General features: G+C 54.7%; 21 protein-coding genes and 1 pseudogene. 15 read left to right on the top strand and 7 right to left on the bottom strand.

Annotation, left to right across the window (positions count from 1 at the left end; all coding sequences use genetic code 11):
• The first annotated feature begins 32 nt into the window (after positions 1–32).
• Positions 33–617: a nucleoside deaminase gene (locus AYT24_RS04585; protein ID WP_010932674.1), complete on the top strand. Its 585-nt coding sequence runs from the start codon at positions 33–35 to the stop codon at positions 615–617.
• A 187-nt stretch (positions 618–804) separates the two neighbouring features.
• On the opposite strand, the gene AYT24_RS04590 is transcribed toward AYT24_RS04585, so the two are convergent.
• Together AYT24_RS04590 and AYT24_RS04595 are read right to left on the bottom strand one after the other, a co-directional pair.
• Positions 805–1,683 (bottom strand): SDR family oxidoreductase, encoded by an 879-nt coding sequence (locus AYT24_RS04590; protein WP_010932675.1) that lies wholly within the window; start codon positions 1,681–1,683, stop codon positions 805–807.
• A gap of 77 nt (positions 1,684–1,760) precedes the next feature.
• Positions 1,761–2,726 (bottom strand): DNA glycosylase, encoded by a 966-nt coding sequence (locus AYT24_RS04595; RefSeq protein ID WP_010932676.1) that lies wholly within the window; start codon positions 2,724–2,726, stop codon positions 1,761–1,763.
• 680 nt (positions 2,727–3,406) lie between these two features.
• Here AYT24_RS04595 and AYT24_RS04600 point away from each other — a divergent pair.
• From AYT24_RS04600 to AYT24_RS04610, 3 genes are read left to right on the top strand one after another with little or no spacing between them, the layout of a single operon-like run.
• Positions 3,407–3,727 (top strand): hypothetical protein, encoded by a 321-nt coding sequence (locus tag AYT24_RS04600; RefSeq protein ID WP_164926783.1) that lies wholly within the window; start codon positions 3,407–3,409, stop codon positions 3,725–3,727.
• Positions 3,684–4,007, top strand: coding sequence for a type II toxin-antitoxin system PemK/MazF family toxin (locus AYT24_RS04605; protein WP_010932679.1), 324 nt, complete (start codon positions 3,684–3,686; stop codon positions 4,005–4,007). Before AYT24_RS04600 ends, AYT24_RS04605 begins: the two co-directional genes overlap by 44 nt.
• A gap of 30 nt (positions 4,008–4,037) precedes the next feature.
• On the top strand, positions 4,038–5,501 hold the full coding sequence (locus AYT24_RS04610; RefSeq protein WP_010932680.1) for an RNB domain-containing ribonuclease: 1,464 nt from the start codon (positions 4,038–4,040) through the stop codon (positions 5,499–5,501).
• Positions 5,502–5,860: 359 nt separating this feature from the next.
• On the opposite strand, the gene AYT24_RS04615 is transcribed toward AYT24_RS04610, so the two are convergent.
• Positions 5,861–6,346 (bottom strand): L-2-amino-thiazoline-4-carboxylic acid hydrolase, encoded by a 486-nt coding sequence (locus tag AYT24_RS04615; protein ID WP_164926969.1) that lies wholly within the window; start codon positions 6,344–6,346, stop codon positions 5,861–5,863.
• A gap of 204 nt (positions 6,347–6,550) precedes the next feature.
• On the opposite strand from AYT24_RS04615, the gene AYT24_RS04620 reads away from it, so the two are divergent.
• Positions 6,551–6,889, top strand: coding sequence for a zinc ribbon domain-containing protein YjdM (locus AYT24_RS04620; protein ID WP_010932683.1), 339 nt, complete (start codon positions 6,551–6,553; stop codon positions 6,887–6,889).
• Positions 6,890–6,978: 89 nt separating this feature from the next.
• Positions 6,979–7,266 carry a hypothetical protein gene (locus AYT24_RS04625; RefSeq protein WP_193331661.1) on the top strand — a complete coding sequence of 96 codons (288 nt, stop codon included), beginning with the start codon at positions 6,979–6,981 and terminating at the stop codon, positions 7,264–7,266.
• Here the strand turns inward: AYT24_RS04625 and AYT24_RS10475 are convergent.
• Both AYT24_RS10475 and AYT24_RS10480 read right to left on the bottom strand, forming a co-directional pair.
• Positions 7,200–7,421, bottom strand: a complete 222-nt coding sequence (locus AYT24_RS10475; protein ID WP_226986890.1) for a hypothetical protein — start codon at positions 7,419–7,421, stop codon at positions 7,200–7,202. The two genes, AYT24_RS04625 and AYT24_RS10475, sit on opposite strands and share 67 nt — an antisense overlap.
• A gap of 33 nt (positions 7,422–7,454) precedes the next feature.
• Entirely contained in the window at positions 7,455–7,697 is a 243-nt protein-coding gene (locus AYT24_RS10480) for a hypothetical protein (protein WP_010932685.1), read from the bottom strand.
• Positions 7,698–7,979: 282 nt separating this feature from the next.
• On the opposite strand from AYT24_RS10480, the gene AYT24_RS04635 reads away from it, so the two are divergent.
• Positions 7,980–8,456: a DsrE family protein gene (locus AYT24_RS04635; protein ID WP_010932687.1), complete on the top strand. Its 477-nt coding sequence runs from the start codon at positions 7,980–7,982 to the stop codon at positions 8,454–8,456.
• A gap of 68 nt (positions 8,457–8,524) precedes the next feature.
• Here AYT24_RS04635 and AYT24_RS04640 read toward each other — a convergent pair whose 3' ends face one another.
• A complete protein-coding gene (locus AYT24_RS04640; RefSeq protein ID WP_010932688.1) occupies positions 8,525–8,683 on the bottom strand; it encodes a hypothetical protein in 159 nt (52 codons plus the stop codon).
• A 136-nt stretch (positions 8,684–8,819) separates the two neighbouring features.
• Between AYT24_RS04640 and AYT24_RS04645 the strand changes: the two genes are divergently transcribed.
• The 4 genes from AYT24_RS04645 (at position 8,820) to AYT24_RS04660 (ending at position 12,459) form a co-directional block, all read left to right on the top strand.
• Positions 8,820–9,056 (top strand): hypothetical protein, encoded by a 237-nt coding sequence (locus tag AYT24_RS04645; RefSeq protein ID WP_010932689.1) that lies wholly within the window; start codon positions 8,820–8,822, stop codon positions 9,054–9,056.
• Between the two features lie 180 nt (positions 9,057–9,236).
• A complete protein-coding gene (locus AYT24_RS04650; protein ID WP_010932690.1) occupies positions 9,237–10,496 on the top strand; it encodes an Nramp family divalent metal transporter in 1,260 nt (419 codons plus the stop codon).
• A gap of 1 nt (position 10,497) precedes the next feature.
• On the top strand, positions 10,498–10,911 hold the full coding sequence (locus AYT24_RS04655) for a universal stress protein (protein ID WP_010932691.1): 414 nt from the start codon (positions 10,498–10,500) through the stop codon (positions 10,909–10,911).
• 108 nt (positions 10,912–11,019) lie between these two features.
• Entirely contained in the window at positions 11,020–12,459 is a 1,440-nt protein-coding gene (locus AYT24_RS04660) for a hypothetical protein (RefSeq protein ID WP_010932692.1), read from the top strand.
• Positions 12,460–12,530: 71 nt separating this feature from the next.
• Here the strand turns inward: AYT24_RS04660 and AYT24_RS10750 are convergent.
• Positions 12,531–12,784: pseudogene (locus tag AYT24_RS10750) on the bottom strand (cytochrome C biogenesis protein CcsA); the annotation flags it as partial.
• Positions 12,785–13,398: 614 nt separating this feature from the next.
• On the opposite strand from AYT24_RS10750, the gene AYT24_RS04670 reads away from it, so the two are divergent.
• The 4 genes from AYT24_RS04670 (at position 13,399) to soxZ (ending at position 16,013) form a co-directional block, all read left to right on the top strand.
• Positions 13,399–14,691: an NAD(P)/FAD-dependent oxidoreductase gene (locus tag AYT24_RS04670; protein ID WP_010932694.1), complete on the top strand. Its 1,293-nt coding sequence runs from the start codon at positions 13,399–13,401 to the stop codon at positions 14,689–14,691.
• 90 nt (positions 14,692–14,781) lie between these two features.
• Positions 14,782–15,138: a sulfur oxidation c-type cytochrome SoxX gene (gene soxX / locus AYT24_RS04675; protein ID WP_164926970.1), complete on the top strand. Its 357-nt coding sequence runs from the start codon at positions 14,782–14,784 to the stop codon at positions 15,136–15,138.
• Positions 15,139–15,209: 71 nt separating this feature from the next.
• On the top strand, positions 15,210–15,671 hold the full coding sequence (soxY, locus tag AYT24_RS04680; RefSeq protein WP_010932696.1) for a thiosulfate oxidation carrier protein SoxY: 462 nt from the start codon (positions 15,210–15,212) through the stop codon (positions 15,669–15,671).
• A 36-nt stretch (positions 15,672–15,707) separates the two neighbouring features.
• Positions 15,708–16,013 carry a thiosulfate oxidation carrier complex protein SoxZ gene (soxZ, locus tag AYT24_RS04685; RefSeq protein ID WP_010932697.1) on the top strand — a complete coding sequence of 102 codons (306 nt, stop codon included), beginning with the start codon at positions 15,708–15,710 and terminating at the stop codon, positions 16,011–16,013.
• Positions 16,014–16,026: the final 13 nt, after the last annotated feature.

Consider the following 16,026-nt stretch of genomic DNA (forward strand, 5'->3'; position numbering starts at 1 on the left):
AATAGCTAAGCCGTAGAACTCCGAAAACGCACATGTCCTACCAACCCAGCCACATACGCTTTTCACTCCCCGAATGGCTGGAGAGCTATTGCGGCACTTACCAGCCGTCAGCTTCGCTCGAAGCGCGGATGCGGTTTGTCGTCGGGGCGTCGCGGAAAAGTGTCGAGGAGGTGAGCGGCGGGCCGTTTGCGGCTGCGGTGTTTGAGATCGAGTCGGGAAGGCTTGTCTCGCTTGGCGTCAATCTGGTGCTCACTCAGAACTCATCAATCCTCCATGCTGAAATGGTCGCCATTGTGCTCGCGCAAATGAAACTCGGCGCGTACGATCTTGGCGGCTTCGGTATGCCTGCGCATGAGCTGGTGACGAGCACCGAGCCGTGCGTGATGTGTTTCGGCGCAGTACTCTGGTCGGGCGTTCGGCACCTGGCGACCGGGGCGCTTTCCGAGGATGCTCGGGCAATTGGATTCGACGAGGGGCCAAAACCGGAAAAATGGATAGAGGAACTCGAAGCCCGAGGCATTCGCGTTACCACCGGTGTGGAGCGGGATACGGCTCGCGATGTGTTGCAGCTCTACGCTCGCATGGGCGGACAGATTTATAACGCCCGAAAAGGCTGACGGCGGGCGCAGTATGCCAGACAAGCGATTCCGCGGGTATTGAGCAGAAAAGCATTTTAGCAGAAGTTTGCCGGATTTGGAAGGGATATTGTCCCCGATGGGCATTGATCGGGCAGGCCTTGATTCGGTATCGGGACGGTCTCAAAACCGTCCCGACATAAATGAGTTATCTTTTCATTCTCAATTCTCAACTGCCTTTCGCGGCCATCTCCTCGAAGAACTCGCGCAGGCGGTGCGTGCCGTACTGCGGGGCCACGGTATCGTTCTTGCTGACCGTGGCGGCGAAGAGCGCTATGTCGTGGATGTCCCGGTTGATGACGCCCGTGACGGCGGCAATACCGTCGGCCAGCCATGTCGGCAGCTCGATGTTGAATGGCTGTTTTTTGACCACGTCGGCGGCCATCATGGCTACCTGCCTGTAGGTGAAAATCTCCGGCCCGCCTGCGTCGATCTCTTTGGCGTCACCTTCTGCAGCATCGACGCACACCTTGGCCAGATCGGCGCCGTGGATGGGGTTCGAGCGCGTCTGGCCATCGCCGAGCGAGAACATGAAGCCGTTGCGCGCCATGTTCAGAAACTGCGCCATGTCGGAGAAATAGCCCGTGGGACGCACGACCGCATACTCCAGCCCCGAGGCCCGCAATTCGTCCACGAACTTCTCGTGCGCCTGGATGTTCTCGATCTCCATCATCTTCTGCGCATTGAACACCGAGATGTAGACGAACTTTCTCACCTTCGCCTTCATCGCCTCGCGCATGATGTTCAGGTTCGCCTTGTAATCGACATCGAAGCTCGAATGCACGAAATCGGGCCGGGTCATGCCGAGTGATGAAAACACGATTTCGATGCCGTCGCACACACCGGCGAGGTTCTCCGGTTTTGTGGCGTCAGCGGTAAAGAGTTCGTCAGCAAGGTCGGCAACGACCGGTTCGAGATGCGGGCCTGGCTTTTTGGCTTTTTCCGGATCACGCGCCAGCGCGCGTACCCAGTAGCCGCGATTCTTGAACTCCTGCACCACATGGCTCCCGATATAGCCGGTCGAACCGGCGACAAGCACTTTTTTCATGGTTCGTGGGGGGGGGGGGAAAGGGTTGACAGAAACAAACTCTTAAACCTAACCAGCGATGCCATTACAACGTGCCCTCAAAACGCTTTCATCTTTTTGACCTCTTTTCTCCAGCAGTGAAACAAAATGTGTCCGGCGTACCCCGCATACTCGGCTCCGAGGATGGCGCGCGCCTTTTCCTGGAGGATGCGGTAGTTCTTTTCTGTCAGGCTGTGGCGGGCCTCTTCGATGCCGAACCACTCCCAGAGGTACTGTTTGACATGCGTGTCAATCGGGAAGGCGTCGAACCGTCCAAGCCCGAAAAGGGCGATGCAGTCGGCGATTTTCAGGCCGATTCCGCTGTGCACGCACAAGGTTTCGCGAAGCGTTTCGAGATCGCATTTGCCCGAATCGACGCACGCCAGAGCCAGTTTGCCTGACTCGAAAGAGCGTGCCATAGCGATGATGTTTGCCGCCCTTATCCGGTTGTTATTCGTGCATACTGCCAGTTCATTCGGGTCCGCAGACGCAAGAGCTTGCGGGGGAGGAAAGCTGTGAAACGTCAAGTTGCCTTCTGGCAACTCCAGCATAATCTTTTGGCCATACCGTTCGGCGATCATCGAAACCTGGCGACGGATCAGGTGCATGCCTATGCCCTGGGCGCACATGAAGGTGACCATTATTTCAAAAGGGTCCTGCCGCATGACCCGGACGGAGCGGTACGACTGAACCAGGTTCCAGACTTCGGGGAATTCCTGTTGAAACCTTGATGAGAATACGGTTTCCTCTTGAAAATCAAGAGAGAAAAGGTGTTTTAAAAATTCATTGATTGGTTTACCGGAAAGCTCTTGATCGGTGCAGAGTACTTCAATCATTTCAGAATTAATCTCACATATAAAAATAATAGAGTTGTATATTACTGAAGAGTAATAGCTCTTTAGTGTCTCGTTTAGATTCCACCTAAAGCTTTGACCACTTTGCACTGTATCTTTAAAGTTGAGTCTTGATTTGGTGTTCAATAGTGATGAGTATATTTTTTTATGAGTAATCATAATGTCTGGCATTAATTTGAATATTCATATAAAATTTGGTTGTTATTTGTGTTATGATAAAGTATTTAAATTGAATAACTTAAATTATTTTATCTTATAATATATTTATTATATTTTTTAGTTTATTTTATCTTGTCTTAATTGTTTTTTATTGGTTATTATATTCAGATTTATGGTCTTTTGTATATGTATTTAATGTCTAGAATTACTTTTTTATTGGATTTTATCTATCTGATGTTTTTGTGATTGCTATTTGGTCTTTTGATTTGGTTTATATTGATGGTAAAAATATTTAAGAGTAATATTTTAAGCTGTAACTAAGTTCATAGCGCATATTTTATTTCTGTTTTGAATGTAAGATGATTTAGTGTTTAGTTTTTTTTCTACGCTTGTGTTTTTCGGTTTTAAAACCCATCATAGAGTCTTAATGCTGTTGCAGTATTGGCTTTTTTGATTGTGGTTTTCTGGACGATAAAGTCATTATGTGCCATGGTTGACAAGCGCTGATACGGGAAGCCTGAGCAGATAAGTTTGACGATTACCATCGGGCTGTCGCCTTTTTTTGCGATTCTAAACAGGTTCAGTCAGCATTCCTGATGGCTTGATAAATCGAGATGCGGATGAATTTTTCTGATGAATTTCCCGCCAATCTGATGCTGTGACCTGGTACGAGAGCAGCTCGTCGCCTGCTCTTGGAAGGCAGTATCGGTCTGTTGCCGGATGCTTTGTTGAATAATGAAGAACCAGAACAGAATACGGGTTACAACAGTTCAGCTCGATGTATTGTCAATCGTGAGGATCAGGCAGGAATCACGAGAAAAGAGACTATCGGTGCTTCGGTATGGTTTGGGCTGGTATGTGTCACAGATGAATCTGTCGCTTATAGGTATGATGGTTTGGCGGCACGATCGCTGAGGTTATGGACTACGCCTTCCTTGAAGAAGCAGCAGATCGCGAAGGCTGGAACGCATGAAAAGGGGATCGGTGGTCACGATTGCCTTGCAGGGCAATGACGGGAAGCTACGGCCAGCAGTGGTTGTTCTATCCGATTATTTTCCGGAACATCCCTCCGTAACGGTGTTGCCGATAATCAGTGACTTGCGTTCGACGCCCTTTTTCCGGATCGATGTCGAGCCAGAGGCACAGAATGGCTTGCTGAAGCCGTCCCGGATCATGATTGACAAAGCTCAGGCGGTGCCGTCGGAAAAGATCGGCAAGGTTATCGGTCTTCTCGACGATACCAAAATGATGGCGGTCAACAGGGCGCTAGCGCTCTGGTTCGGTTTTGCTTGAGAAACTTATCTATCAGTAAAGGAGAGGCGTATGAGCAGGAAAAAGGGGAAAGCCGATATCGTTAAAATTGCGGTTGGCGTCATGCTGCTGAACGGTCTGGAGCCGGATTTTTCACTGGAGGCGGAGCATCAGCTGGAGTCGATTGACGGGCCGGGCAAGGAGAATGGCTCGGAAATTCTCGATCTCACGTCACTGCTCTGGTGCTCGATCGATAACGACGACTCGCGCGATCTCGACCAGCTTACCGCCTGTGAAGTGCAGGAGGATTCGTCAATCATCATCTACGTGGCCATCGCCGACGTCGATACCCTGGTGAAAAAAGGCTCGCCAATCGATAAACACGCCTGGATAAACACCACCTCGGTCTATACCTCGGCGAAAGTGTTTCCCATGCTCCCTCTGCGCCTCTCTACCGATCTCACCTCCCTCAATGCCAACGAGAACCGGCTTGCTATCGTCACCATCATGAAGATCGGAGCGGATGGCGAACTGATCACCTCCACAGTCGAGCGTGCCTGGGTGCGCAACAAGGCGAAGCTCGCGTACGATTCCGTCGCCGCCTGGCTCGAGGGCAACGGCGAGCTGCCTCCGGCGGCCCGGGCGGTGCCGGGCATGGATCAGCAGTTGCGGCATCAGGATCAGGTAGCGCAGAAGCTGCGGCTACGCAGGCACGCAAAAGGTTCGCTGGAGTTCGAGACCTTCCAGCCGCGCGCCGTTTTCGAGGGAGATCGCGTCGTTGATATCAAGGAACAGGAGAAGAACCGGGCGCGGCAGCTCATCGAGGAGTTCATGATCTCCACCAACACCTGCACCGCAAATTTTCTGGCAGAAAAGGGCGTCGCCTCGATTCGCCGCGTCGTCAAGTCGCCTGAACGGTGGCGGCGCATTGTCAACGTGGCGAGCGAGTACGGTTACGCCTTGCCCGGCGCACCTGACGGAAAGGCGCTTGAAAGCTTCCTCGCATTGAGGTTCAAGGAAGACCCGCTCCGTTTCCCCGATCTCTCCCTGACCATCATCAAGCTCATGGGGTCGGGAGAGTATGTCGTGGAGTTCCCGGGGCAGGAGCCGATTGGCCATTTCGGCCTTGCCGAGCGCGACTATACCCACTCGACAGCTCCGAACAGGCGCTATCCCGACCTGATCACCCTGAGAATGACCAAGGCATTTCTGACGAACAGTCCGCCGCCCTACGGCATCGACGAGCTGGAGTATCTCGCGGTACACTGCACGCGCCAGGAGGATGCGGCCCGCAAGGTGGAGCGGCGCGTGCGCAAATCCGAAGCTGCGTTACTGATGCAGAGCATGATCGGTCACCATTTTGACGCCATCGTCTCCGGCCACTCGGAAAAGGGTTCGTGGGTGCGGATATTCACGCCGCCAGTCGAGGGGCGGCTGGTGAGGAACGTCGGGAAAATCAAAGTCGGCCAGAAAATCAAGGTCAAGCTCGTGCTGGCGGACGTCGATCGCGGCTTCATCGATTTCGAAAGGGTGTGAAATGCTGTGCGTGTCGCTTCAGATAGCGATCCTATTTCTTTGCTGTTTGGTTTTGCACAAAGAACTTTACAAAACAAAGTATTTGCTTGATTTAAAAAAGTATGAAGCAGCTAGCAACAGCAGGTTCATACTGAAGCTATTCCGGGAAAAAGGATGTTTCAAGGTCAGGGAAGTGCAACCGTTACAGATGATCAGAGACGGTTTGCCGGAGTCCGGCTGTTCTTGCGGAGGAGGTAAAAAGCTTTAAAAGACAATGCGTCATCTGAAGGACAGAATCATCGCAATTGCACCGATGAAGGTGCCATGATCCTGTCCTTCAGGCGTTTCTGAAGTTCGGAACGAAGAAAGCGCGTCCCGTGTTAGGTGGTTGCGTTGTCGGTTCTGGTAGAGGTTTTTGCCGCTCGTTCGTACATGAAGATGCAGACGGGAGCGCCGAGCGCCTGGCGGCAGAGGATTTCGCCCTTTATTTCGGGGAAAGCCAGGCGAGTGGCCGCCATATCGAGTTCGCAGATGACATGGCAGGGGATGGCGTAGCCGCACTCCTTGCATACCTCCAGCCATGGACAGATGCGCTGGACTTCCAGCACGGCGTCGGTGCCACGGTTGGAAATATCCACCACATCCATCTCCATCCCAATCGATTTGAACTGCGGAATGGCCTGCCGGAACGCTTCGGCAAGCGTAGGCAGTGACAGCAACGGCCCCATGCGCTGCTTCTGGATTTCCGGGAATCCTTCGAGCATGATTTCCCAAGCCTTCGCTTCGCCGTGCTTTTCACTCAGCTCTCTGAAGCGCGAGAACTTCTTTCGTGCGGCCTCGATCAGTTCTGCGTGTGCGTTTGACATCGTTTCGTCTCCCGATAATATGATCGGCATTTTTTAGGATGGGAATCAATTAGAACAAGATACACGGCGATCACCGGATGTTCAAAGAGTCCATGAGCTGCCGTTGCGTGTTTTTGTAAAACGAGAATTCAGGGAAGCTGGCGGGAAATCGTTATACTGTCGCCATAATTTCTTGCTTGACTGAATTTTAGAACGAGTACTCTTATGAGCGATCTGCCGAACTGCCCGAAATGCAATTCAGAATACACCTATGAAAATGGACTGCTGCTCGTTTGCCCCGAGTGTGCCTATGAATGGAGCCATCTGGAGGCGGGCGATGCCGAGCAGGTTCGTGTCTGGAAAGACGCTAATGGTAATATCCTGCAGGATGGCGACACCGTGACGGTGATCAAGGATCTCAAGGTCAGAGGGGCTTCCGGGGTGATCAAGGGGGGCACGAAGGTAAAGAATATCCGTCTCGTCGAGGGCGATCACGACATCGACTGCAAAATCGATGGCTTCGGCACGATGCAACTCAAATCGAAATTTGTCCGGAAGGGGTAAACCATGCAATCAGTTGATTCAAAGGAGCTCGCGATCTGTTTGAGGAGTACACGGAGTGGTATTTCAGCGTCGCCGAAGAGGATGGCGTGTTGCCGCGCTCGATTTCGGGGATTTCTGCCGATGGCAAACAGTTCATCGACCTCATCGATGGATTGACGCTGCCGCCGCTGGTGCGCAACAAATATCTGCGTTATATCCTCGATGAGCACCACTCGGCAGTCTATGCCTATGGCGTTCTGGCGCTGCGGGGCGACAGTGACATGGGCGAGATCGAGGAGGTGCTCGATGTGGTGGCCGCCAATGCAGAGCACTACATCATGGGCCACGGGAAGGTGATCCGCGGCGAGAATGGCAACGTGAGCGGCCCGAAGCCATGAGCGACGCCTTGATTGAATTCGGCCTCCTTGACAAACTTGACCAGTTTCAGAGGCTGGAATATCCGCAGCACCCGGAAAAAGCTGATGACCAGCAGGTACTGGGTTCCCGGAACAAAGATGCTGAAATAGGTTGGCAGAATGGCCAGAAGGTCGATAACCCCGTAAAAACTGACCGCATAACGTCTCCGCTATTCCGTTGCGCAGAGCCGGATGAGATATTCGATGGTGAAGAGGATGGTGAAGAACCATTCAAGCCCGTAGAGCAGTGGTCTCCAGGCGTCGTGAATCGACCTGACCGTGTCGAGCATCACCACGGTGACGCTCATGAAGATCGCTGCGATTAGCACGAGCTCGAAGGCTTTGGCCGGGATCGTATCGTAATCAAAAATGATATGGTGCAGCTGCTGCCGCAGGCTCTTTCGTGAAGTCATGTTCTGGCCGGGGTTTCATGTTTCGGGAAAAACGGGTTGTCGCCGGATGGCGGGCGTGAGCGTCAGTGAAAAATACACAACGGCCTTTTTCGGTTATGAAACGGGATATTTGCGGTCGGGTGCGGTGTTCCAAAGAGGGGGCGCATCTGGCGGCCCAGCGTTTTGCCGGGGCGTCACGTTATTGAAATAATGGCCTCGTCATGACGAGCTTGCGTGGGAGCTGATGTTTTTGTAGTATATTAAGACCGTTAATTCACTTAAACATGAAAAGGCGAGCAACTTATGTTACTGTTCAGAAAATCGTTCACCATTCTTGCATTTGCGTTGACCGCCATCTTTTCGTTTGGCGCGACGCTCAATGCCGCTTCTCCGGAACCTCAGGCCGCAGCCGTTCAGCCCGCCACCAAAGGCTTGTTCGTGGTGGTCACCTCCGATGACCCCATGACGCAGATGATGGCGATGGTGCTTTCGACCCAGACGCTCACCCAGGGCCGTTCCGTCCGCGTACTGGTTTGCGGCAAGGCTGGTGAGCTTGTGCTGAAAGGCAGCAAGGAGAAGCTTTTCAAGCCGCTCGACAAGTCACCCCAGATGATGCTCAAAGGGCTGATCGCCAAGGGCGTTACGGTCGAAATTTGCCCGCTTTACCTGCCTGATGCAGGCAAGCAGCCTTCGGCTCTCATCGCGGGCGTCACGATCGCCAAGCCGCCGGTCGTCGCCGCCGCAATGGCTGAAGATGGCATCAAGCTGCTGACGTTCTGATCCGTCCGAATCTGTTTTGCAGAGCGCTGCCGCCGATCCGGTTTCCGGTAATTGGCGGCAGCGCTTTCTCATTTTCTGGCGAACAGTTCCGGCAGCGCCCTGCTTGCTGGTTCGCCGATGACCAGGTCGTGGCCGATCGCGCCCGACGGCTCCGGGTTGATTTCGATGCAGCAGGCTCCGGTGAAGAAAACGATGCGCTGGTTCGATGAAAGGTCGATCTGTTTCATGAGCTTTCGAGGAGTGCGCGAGCCGGTTTGCTTGCGGACATTTCTTGCCAGGAGTGCTGCAAAGATGCGTATGGGTCATTATATTGAACCTTATTTTTTGTACAGAAGATCGTCATTGTGAATCAACGGAGTTGTCATGTTAAAAGAAGCTGCTGCTGTTATGGGAGGTGCGCTCCTTCTGCCTCCGCTTGGAGTATCGATGGTTGCCTGCGGCATACCGGGTCTTCTTGTCGCGGGTGCCGGATTCTTTGCTTTCGACGCCATGATGCAGGAGCGCAGGGCATCGGCACAGCAGTCCTCTTCCGATCCTGCAAATGGGGGTGATGAGAGCTGGCAAACCATGCCGCCTGAGGAGACGGAACGTTACCGGTAAAAACATTTAAGCTATCGCCGTGCCGCCTTTGATCGCAACGGTTTTGGTGTGTGTCACAGCCTTTCTGGATGGTGACCGTTAAGGCTGCGATTGATCTCTTCTGATGTTCCTGATGCCGGGTGACGCGAACTGAAATCGCGGAGCCCCCTCACCGGCAAGGGATTTCCTCAATCCTCGATTATGGCAGTTTCATTTTCGAAATTGATACAATCCCGCTGGCTTCCTCTCAAAAAGCTTCTGGGATTTCTCGGACCGGGATTTCTGGTGACGGTTGGATTCATCGACCCTGGCAACTGGGCCACCAATATCGAAGGGGGTGCGCGGTTCGGTTACGAACTGCTCTGGGTGATCACGCTCAGCACGCTGATTCTGATCGTTATCCAGCACATGGCCGCGCGGCTTGGCATCGCCACGGGCAAGTCGCTGGCGGTTAACATTCGAGACCATTTTCCCGCGCCGGTTTCATCGCTTCTTGGCTTTACGATTGTTGCCGCCTGCGTTGCCACCGACGTGGCCGAGCTGGTTGGCGGTGGCATCGGCTTCAGTCTCCTTTTTGGGATGCCGCTCTGGGCCGGGGCGCTTCTGACCGTGGTGCTCGAAGTGTTCCTCGTGGTCAGCCAGCGCTACCATCGCATCGAGACCATTATCGTCGGCTTTCTCGGCATCATCGCGCTCTGCTATCTCGCTGAACTCTGGATCGTCCGACCGGCCTGGCACGAAGTGCTGCCCGCCACGGTCACGCCGGTGCTGGGCCGTGAGAGCATCTACGTCGCCATTGCCATTCTTGGTGCAGTGGTCATGCCGCACAACGTGTATCTGCACTCCAACGTCATTCACAGCCGGAAATGGGGGATGACCGATGATGAGAAAAAAGAGCTGCTTCGCTACGAAAAAGCCGATACTCTTTTTGCCATGACGCTTGGCTGGGTGGTCAATTCAGCGATGATCGTTGTCGCCGCCGCCGTGTTTCACCAGCATGGCGTGCGGGTCGAGAGCATCGAGCAGGCATCCGCGACGCTCAGACCGCTGGCCGGGCCGCTGGCGGGGTTGCTCTTCGCCGTGGCGCTTGTGTTCGCGGGAGTCGGTTCATCGATCACCTCCTCGATGGCCGAGGCCAACGTCATCACCGGCTTTCTCGGCAAGCCCGAAGACCCGGAGAGCCTGCTCTGGCGCGTGTCGGTGTTCCTGACCGCCATCCCTTCCTTTATCATCATTCTGTTCAAGGTCGATACCTACAAAATCCTGATTTTCAGCCAGGTGGTGCTGAGCCTTCAACTGCCCTTCACGCTTTTGCCGCTCTTGGTGCTCTGCCGGAGCGAAAAGGTGATGGGGGTCTTCCGGAGCCGGGGCGTCGAATTCGTTGCGGCGGTGCTGATTACCATGGTGGTCGTTGCGCTCAATCTCTATCTGCTCTCTACCACAGTGACCGGAGACTCATGATATGAAGGCATACCAAAACATACTGGTGGCTATCGATGGTTCCGGGGCCGACGACGCGCTGATCGAACAGGTCTCGGCTCTTGCCGCGCCGCTGGGATCGCGCGTGCATCTGTTGCATGTGGTGCACTCTCACACCATCGATCAGGAACGCGCGCTTCGGGAGCAGGCAGGGGAGTTTCTCGAGCGTTATCGGGCCGCGATGCAACAACAGGGTATCGAGGCCGAAGTGCTCATCCGGAGCGGGGAACCCGACCGGGAGATTCTGAAGGAGATCGAAGAGCGCCGTTACGACCTGCTCGCGATGGCGGCACACGGTCACCGCCTGTTTAGTCGCCTGCTTTTCGGCAGCGTTTCCCGCGCCTTGCGTAACAAAATCGACATCCCGCTCCTCTTGGTCAGGGGAGAGGCTCGCTGAGAGTTTGTCAAGTCCGGAGCATGATCGCCGCAAGCCGTGGCGGAGTCCGGCATCTGTAAAAATTTTTCTGGGATCGGTTTCATCAATCAAAAGATCGGAGGATCGAGTATGAGTCTGTTCAAGAAAGCGGTAGGGGTCGCTGCCCTCTATTGCCTGCTGGCGATGGGAGGCGAGGTGCGGGCTGCCGATTCGGGTGCGCCGTACACCGTGAAAGCGGCCTACGAGTCGTTATCACTGCCGGCGGGCGAGTCGATGGGAATGCTGGGACTGGGCGTGGAGCGTCAATTCAACGAGAATTTCAGCGGTGGCGTCGGAACCTGGACGGCGGTGCGCGGCGAACGGGGCGGTTTCATCACGATCGGCTTTCAGGGCACGGCTCGCGTGCCGCTGTCGGAAACGTTCGGACTCGAAGCGGGGGCTTTCGTTGGCGCGGGTGGAGGCAGGGGCGGCGCTACCTTGAGCGGCGGCGGCCTGATGCTGCGCGGATACACGGGCCTGACGGCTGATCTGGGTGAGCTGGGCCGGATTGGAGCGGGGGTGAGCTATGTCGATTTCCCGAATGGCGGCGCGATCGATTCAACGCAGCCGACGGTGTTCTACTCCATTCCGTTCGGTTCCTCCTCCCGGCAGTTCGACGGACTCGCTTACGAGCGGAACTCGCTTGCCGTCGTTTCAAAGCTCGTGCGGGTTCGCTCCGGCGCGCGCGATCTTTCGGGCAAGGTGCAGGATGACTTCACCCTGCTCGGCGTCGAGTGGAGAAGTTATTTCGATAACGAGATGTTCGTTCGCTTTGAAGCGGCAGGCGCGGCTGGCGGCAGCAGCACCGGTTACATGCAGGTGCTGGTGGGGGCGGGCTTGCAGATTCCGTTGTCGGACAATTTCTGGATCGACGGCTCCCTCGGCCTTGGCGGCGGTGGCGGCGGAGATGTCGATACCGGTGGCGGTTTTCTGGTCGATGCGGGGGCCGACCTGCGGTGCGCACTTGATGACGACCTCTTTGCCGCGGCGGGCGTTTCATACCTGAGAGCGCCCAATGGCAGCCTGAGCGCTTTCTGCCCCTCGCTCGAAGTCGGCGGCACCTTTGGCAAGGAGTCACAGAAGCACGACAAGCTTCCGGTCAGGGTTAGGATGGTGAGCCAGCGCTATTTCAACGGCTCTGATGGCTGGCGTACTCACGACGCCGACAAGGATGTTGACAACCTCGGCGTGCAGTTCGACTACTTCGCGAAGCCGTGGGCATACGTGACAGGCCAGGCGCTGGCCGCCTATGACGGTCAGGCGGGCGCGTACATGATTGGCCTGGTTGGCGGCGGCTTGCACCAGACGATTGCCGGGCCGCTGTTTGTCGAGGCGGAAGGCTTGATCGGTGCGGCGGGCGGCGGCGGACTGGCGATGGGTTCCGGACTGGCGTGGCAGGTCAATGGCGGCGTGGGCGTGCAGGTGAGCAAGGATGTGGCGCTGATGGCCACCCTTGGGCGACTCGATGCTTTCAATGGCCCGTTCAAGGCCGATGTCGTCGGGCTTTCCCTCGCCTTTGGCGGTCGGTAAAGCCAGAAGATTTCGTCCATACCAAAAGGAAATAGCCTCTCGACGGAGGCTGTTTCTCGTTCTATGCGGGGTTACTCGAACGGTTTTGGTTCAGGCGTTTTGTCGGATGACGGCGGCAAAATCGGCACAAAAAAAAGCTGGGCTAGTCGCCGGTCAGGGTTTTCAGGAAGGCGACGATCTTTGCATTCTCTTTGGGCGTGAACTTCTTGCCGAGCTGGATCTGGCCCATCGTTTCGACCGCCTGGGCGAGCGTCTGGGCCGCGCCGTCGTGGAAGTAGGGGTAGGTCAGCTTGACGTTTATGAGCGTTGGCACCTTGAAGTTGAAAGAGCGCCAAGCCCTGTGCCTGCGGATCGATGCCGAGCAGATACAGCCTGTCCTTGAAGGCGATTTCGAGGATATGGAACTGTGCGGCTTGCTGCTCGGCCCGATGGAGAGGTGCCCGAAGCTTCCGGTTGAGCGGCAGGGAAGCCGACAGGGTTCTGATGACGCTTGCCGGCGTTCTCCAATACCGGTTTTGTATTTGCTGTACCGGGACCAGATGTCGTCTTCATCCATCGTCAGTGAATGGGCACACTGGATTCCCGCTTTGATCATGGAAGCTCTGGAGGCGAGCTGGTTCCGAAGAGCGTCAACCATAATGACTTGTTAAGTATAGCGAATGATCCGGTATCTCTTGATGCTCCCTTCCTTATTCAGGATTGCAGTAGTCGCTTACTTTTCTCCTGATTTTTTGTCTTTGATTTGCATTTATGTGAGCGTAAAAAAGCGGTCTGGTCTTGCATAAGTGCTCAGGTTTTCTTATATAACCATATAAGCATATAGCGCCTCTTACTTTTTGATGCTTTGCCATTCATCTGCTCAATAGTTTTCGATTAGTTCTGGCGGATAATGCTTTTTCCCGATTTCTGTATTCAACGGTAAATCTCTATTTGAAACTTATGGGAAATACGATTTCTCGCAGGACTTTCAACAGGTTGCTGATTTCCGGTCTTGCCGGTTCATCATTGCTGATGTCCGGGGGGCCTCTGATGGCATCTGCTCCGAAGGCTCACGTCGTGGTGATCGGTGGTGGTTTTGGCGGGGCTACGGTTGCGCGCTATCTCAGGCAGCTTGATCCATCGATTTCGGTGACCCTTGTCGAGCCCAAAAAGGTTTTTCATACCTGCCCGATGAGCAACTGGGTGATCGGGGGTCTTTTTTCGATGCAGAATACCGCCCATACTTACCATGCTTTACGGAGCCGTTATGGCGTGGAAGTCGTGCAGGAGATGGCAACAGGTATCGATCCGGTGAAGAAAACCGTGAAGCTGAAGGGCGGACGCATGCTTTCGTACGACCGTCTGGTGGTTTCGCCGGGTGTCGATTTTATCTGGGATGCCATCGAAGGCTATAGCCGGGATGTAGCCGAATCGAGCATGCCTTATGCCTGGGAGGCTGGTCCACAGACGCTTCTGTTGCGCAGGCAGCTTCTCGGCATGAAAGATGGTGAAAACGTGATCATCTGCGCTCCGAAAAACCCCTTCCGCTGCCCGGCTGCGCCCTACGAGCGGGCAAGCCTCATTGCGTACTATCTGAAAAAGAGCAAGCCGAAATCGAAAGTCATCATTCTCGACGACAAGGAGGTTTTTACCAAGCAGGATCTGTTCATGCTTGGCTGGGATCGGCTCTATCGCGGAAAGATCGAGTGGCGGTCGGCCTCCGCAGGAGGAAAGGTTGAGCGTCTCGATCCAGCGAAGATGACTGTTGCGACCGAGTTCGGTGATGAAAAGGGTGGCGTGATCAACGTTATTCCTCCCCAGAAGGCGGGTCGCATTGCTGTTGAAACCGGACTCGCCGACACTTCCGGATGGTGCCCGGTCAATCCTGCGAATTTCGAATCGCTTCAGCATCCTGGTATTCATGTCATCGGGGATGCGGCACTGGTTGGAACGATGCCCAAATCGGGAACGGCGGCCAATACCCAGGCCAAGGCGCTTGCCGCGTGGCTGGTTGCTTCGTTCGGTGGCGGCAATGCCGGTGAGCATGATCTGGCCAGTCTCTGCTACAGCCTGCTCGCTCCCGGTTACGCGATCTCTGTCGCAGGCGGCTACATCCAGAGCCCCGAGGGGATCAAGGACAATCCCGATACCGTCCACCTGACCTCAATGGAGGCGACAACCGCCCAGCTTGCCGGAGAGGCAGAGCAGGCGCTCCAGTGGTATCACAATATTTCACAGGACACCTGGGGTTGAGTATTTCAGGAAGTGGCGCGTGGTTTTGCCGCGGGTGATCACGGATTTTCGTTAAAACAGGTATTCAACTCACTAAACAAGAGAGGACATATGAAGTCTTCAGGCATTATTGCGGCAGCGGCCGTTCTGCTGCTGCCATCTCTCGGCAAAGCGGCGGCTCCGGCAGCGGTCGACTCTTCTGTCGAGAAGGGCAAGGCGCTCGCGCTCGACACAAACAAAGGGAATTGCATCGCCTGCCACATGATGGGCGACGGAGAGTTTCCCGGGAATTACGGCCCGCCCCTCAGCCAGATGAAAGAGCGTTATCCCGACAGGGCTGTTCTGCGCAAGCAGGTCTGGGATGCGTCGGCCATCAACCCGAAAAGTATTATGCCTCCGTTTGGCAAAAACGGTATTCTGAATGATTCCGAAATCGACAACATTGTCGATTATCTCTACACGCTCTGAGGTCACCATTTTTCAATCAATGCCCCGTGCGCGGGGTCAAACCACTAACACTCTTTTTAGAGGAGGATCATATGGGTATTTCCCGCAGAGATTTTTGCAGAACGATAGCGGGCTCGGCAGCATCTTTTGCCGTTCTCGCCGTCATGCCGGGCAGGCTTCTTGCCAGCTGGAACGAGAAGGCGTTTTCTGCCAGCAAGCTCGATGAGGCCATCGCAGCGAAGTTCGGTTCGCTGCCGATAGAGGATTCAACGGCAATCCAGATCAAAGCTCCTGAAATCGCAGAGAATGGTGCTTTCGTGCCGGTTTCGGTATCGACAACCATTCCGGGTGCAACCAACATCAGCATCTTCACGCCGGCCAACTTCAGCCCGATGATCGCTTCGTTCGATGTGCTGCCGCGCATGATTCCCGATGTCTCGCTTCGCATGAGAATGGCCAAAACCTCCAATCTGGTTGTGATCGTCCAGGCTGGCGGCAAGCTCTACCGCGCGACCCGTGAGGTCAAGGTGACCATTGGCGGCTGTGGCGGATAATCGAAAACCATTCAAAACCATTTCAGGAGTGAAACCATGAAAATCAAAGCAGTAGTCCAGAATAATATCGTCTCGGTCAAGGTACTGATTCCGCATCCGATGGATACCGGACGCGTGAAAGATCAGGCAGGAGCGCTCATTCCGGCTCATTTCATCACCGAGGTAACAGCAACCATTGGCGGGGATACCGTTTTCCACGCTGAACTTGGCTCTGGCGTCTCGAAGGACCCCTATCTTTCGTTCCAGTTCAAGGGCGCCAAAGCAGGTGACATGCTCAAGGTCTCCTGGGTTGACAATAAAGGCGCTTCGGAAACTGCGGAGGCTGCCATTACGGCGATGTAATCCCCAATCACAG

Source organism: Chlorobaculum tepidum TLS, assembly GCF_000006985.1.
Lineage (GTDB): Bacteria > Bacteroidota > Chlorobiia > Chlorobiales > Chlorobiaceae > Chlorobaculum > Chlorobaculum tepidum.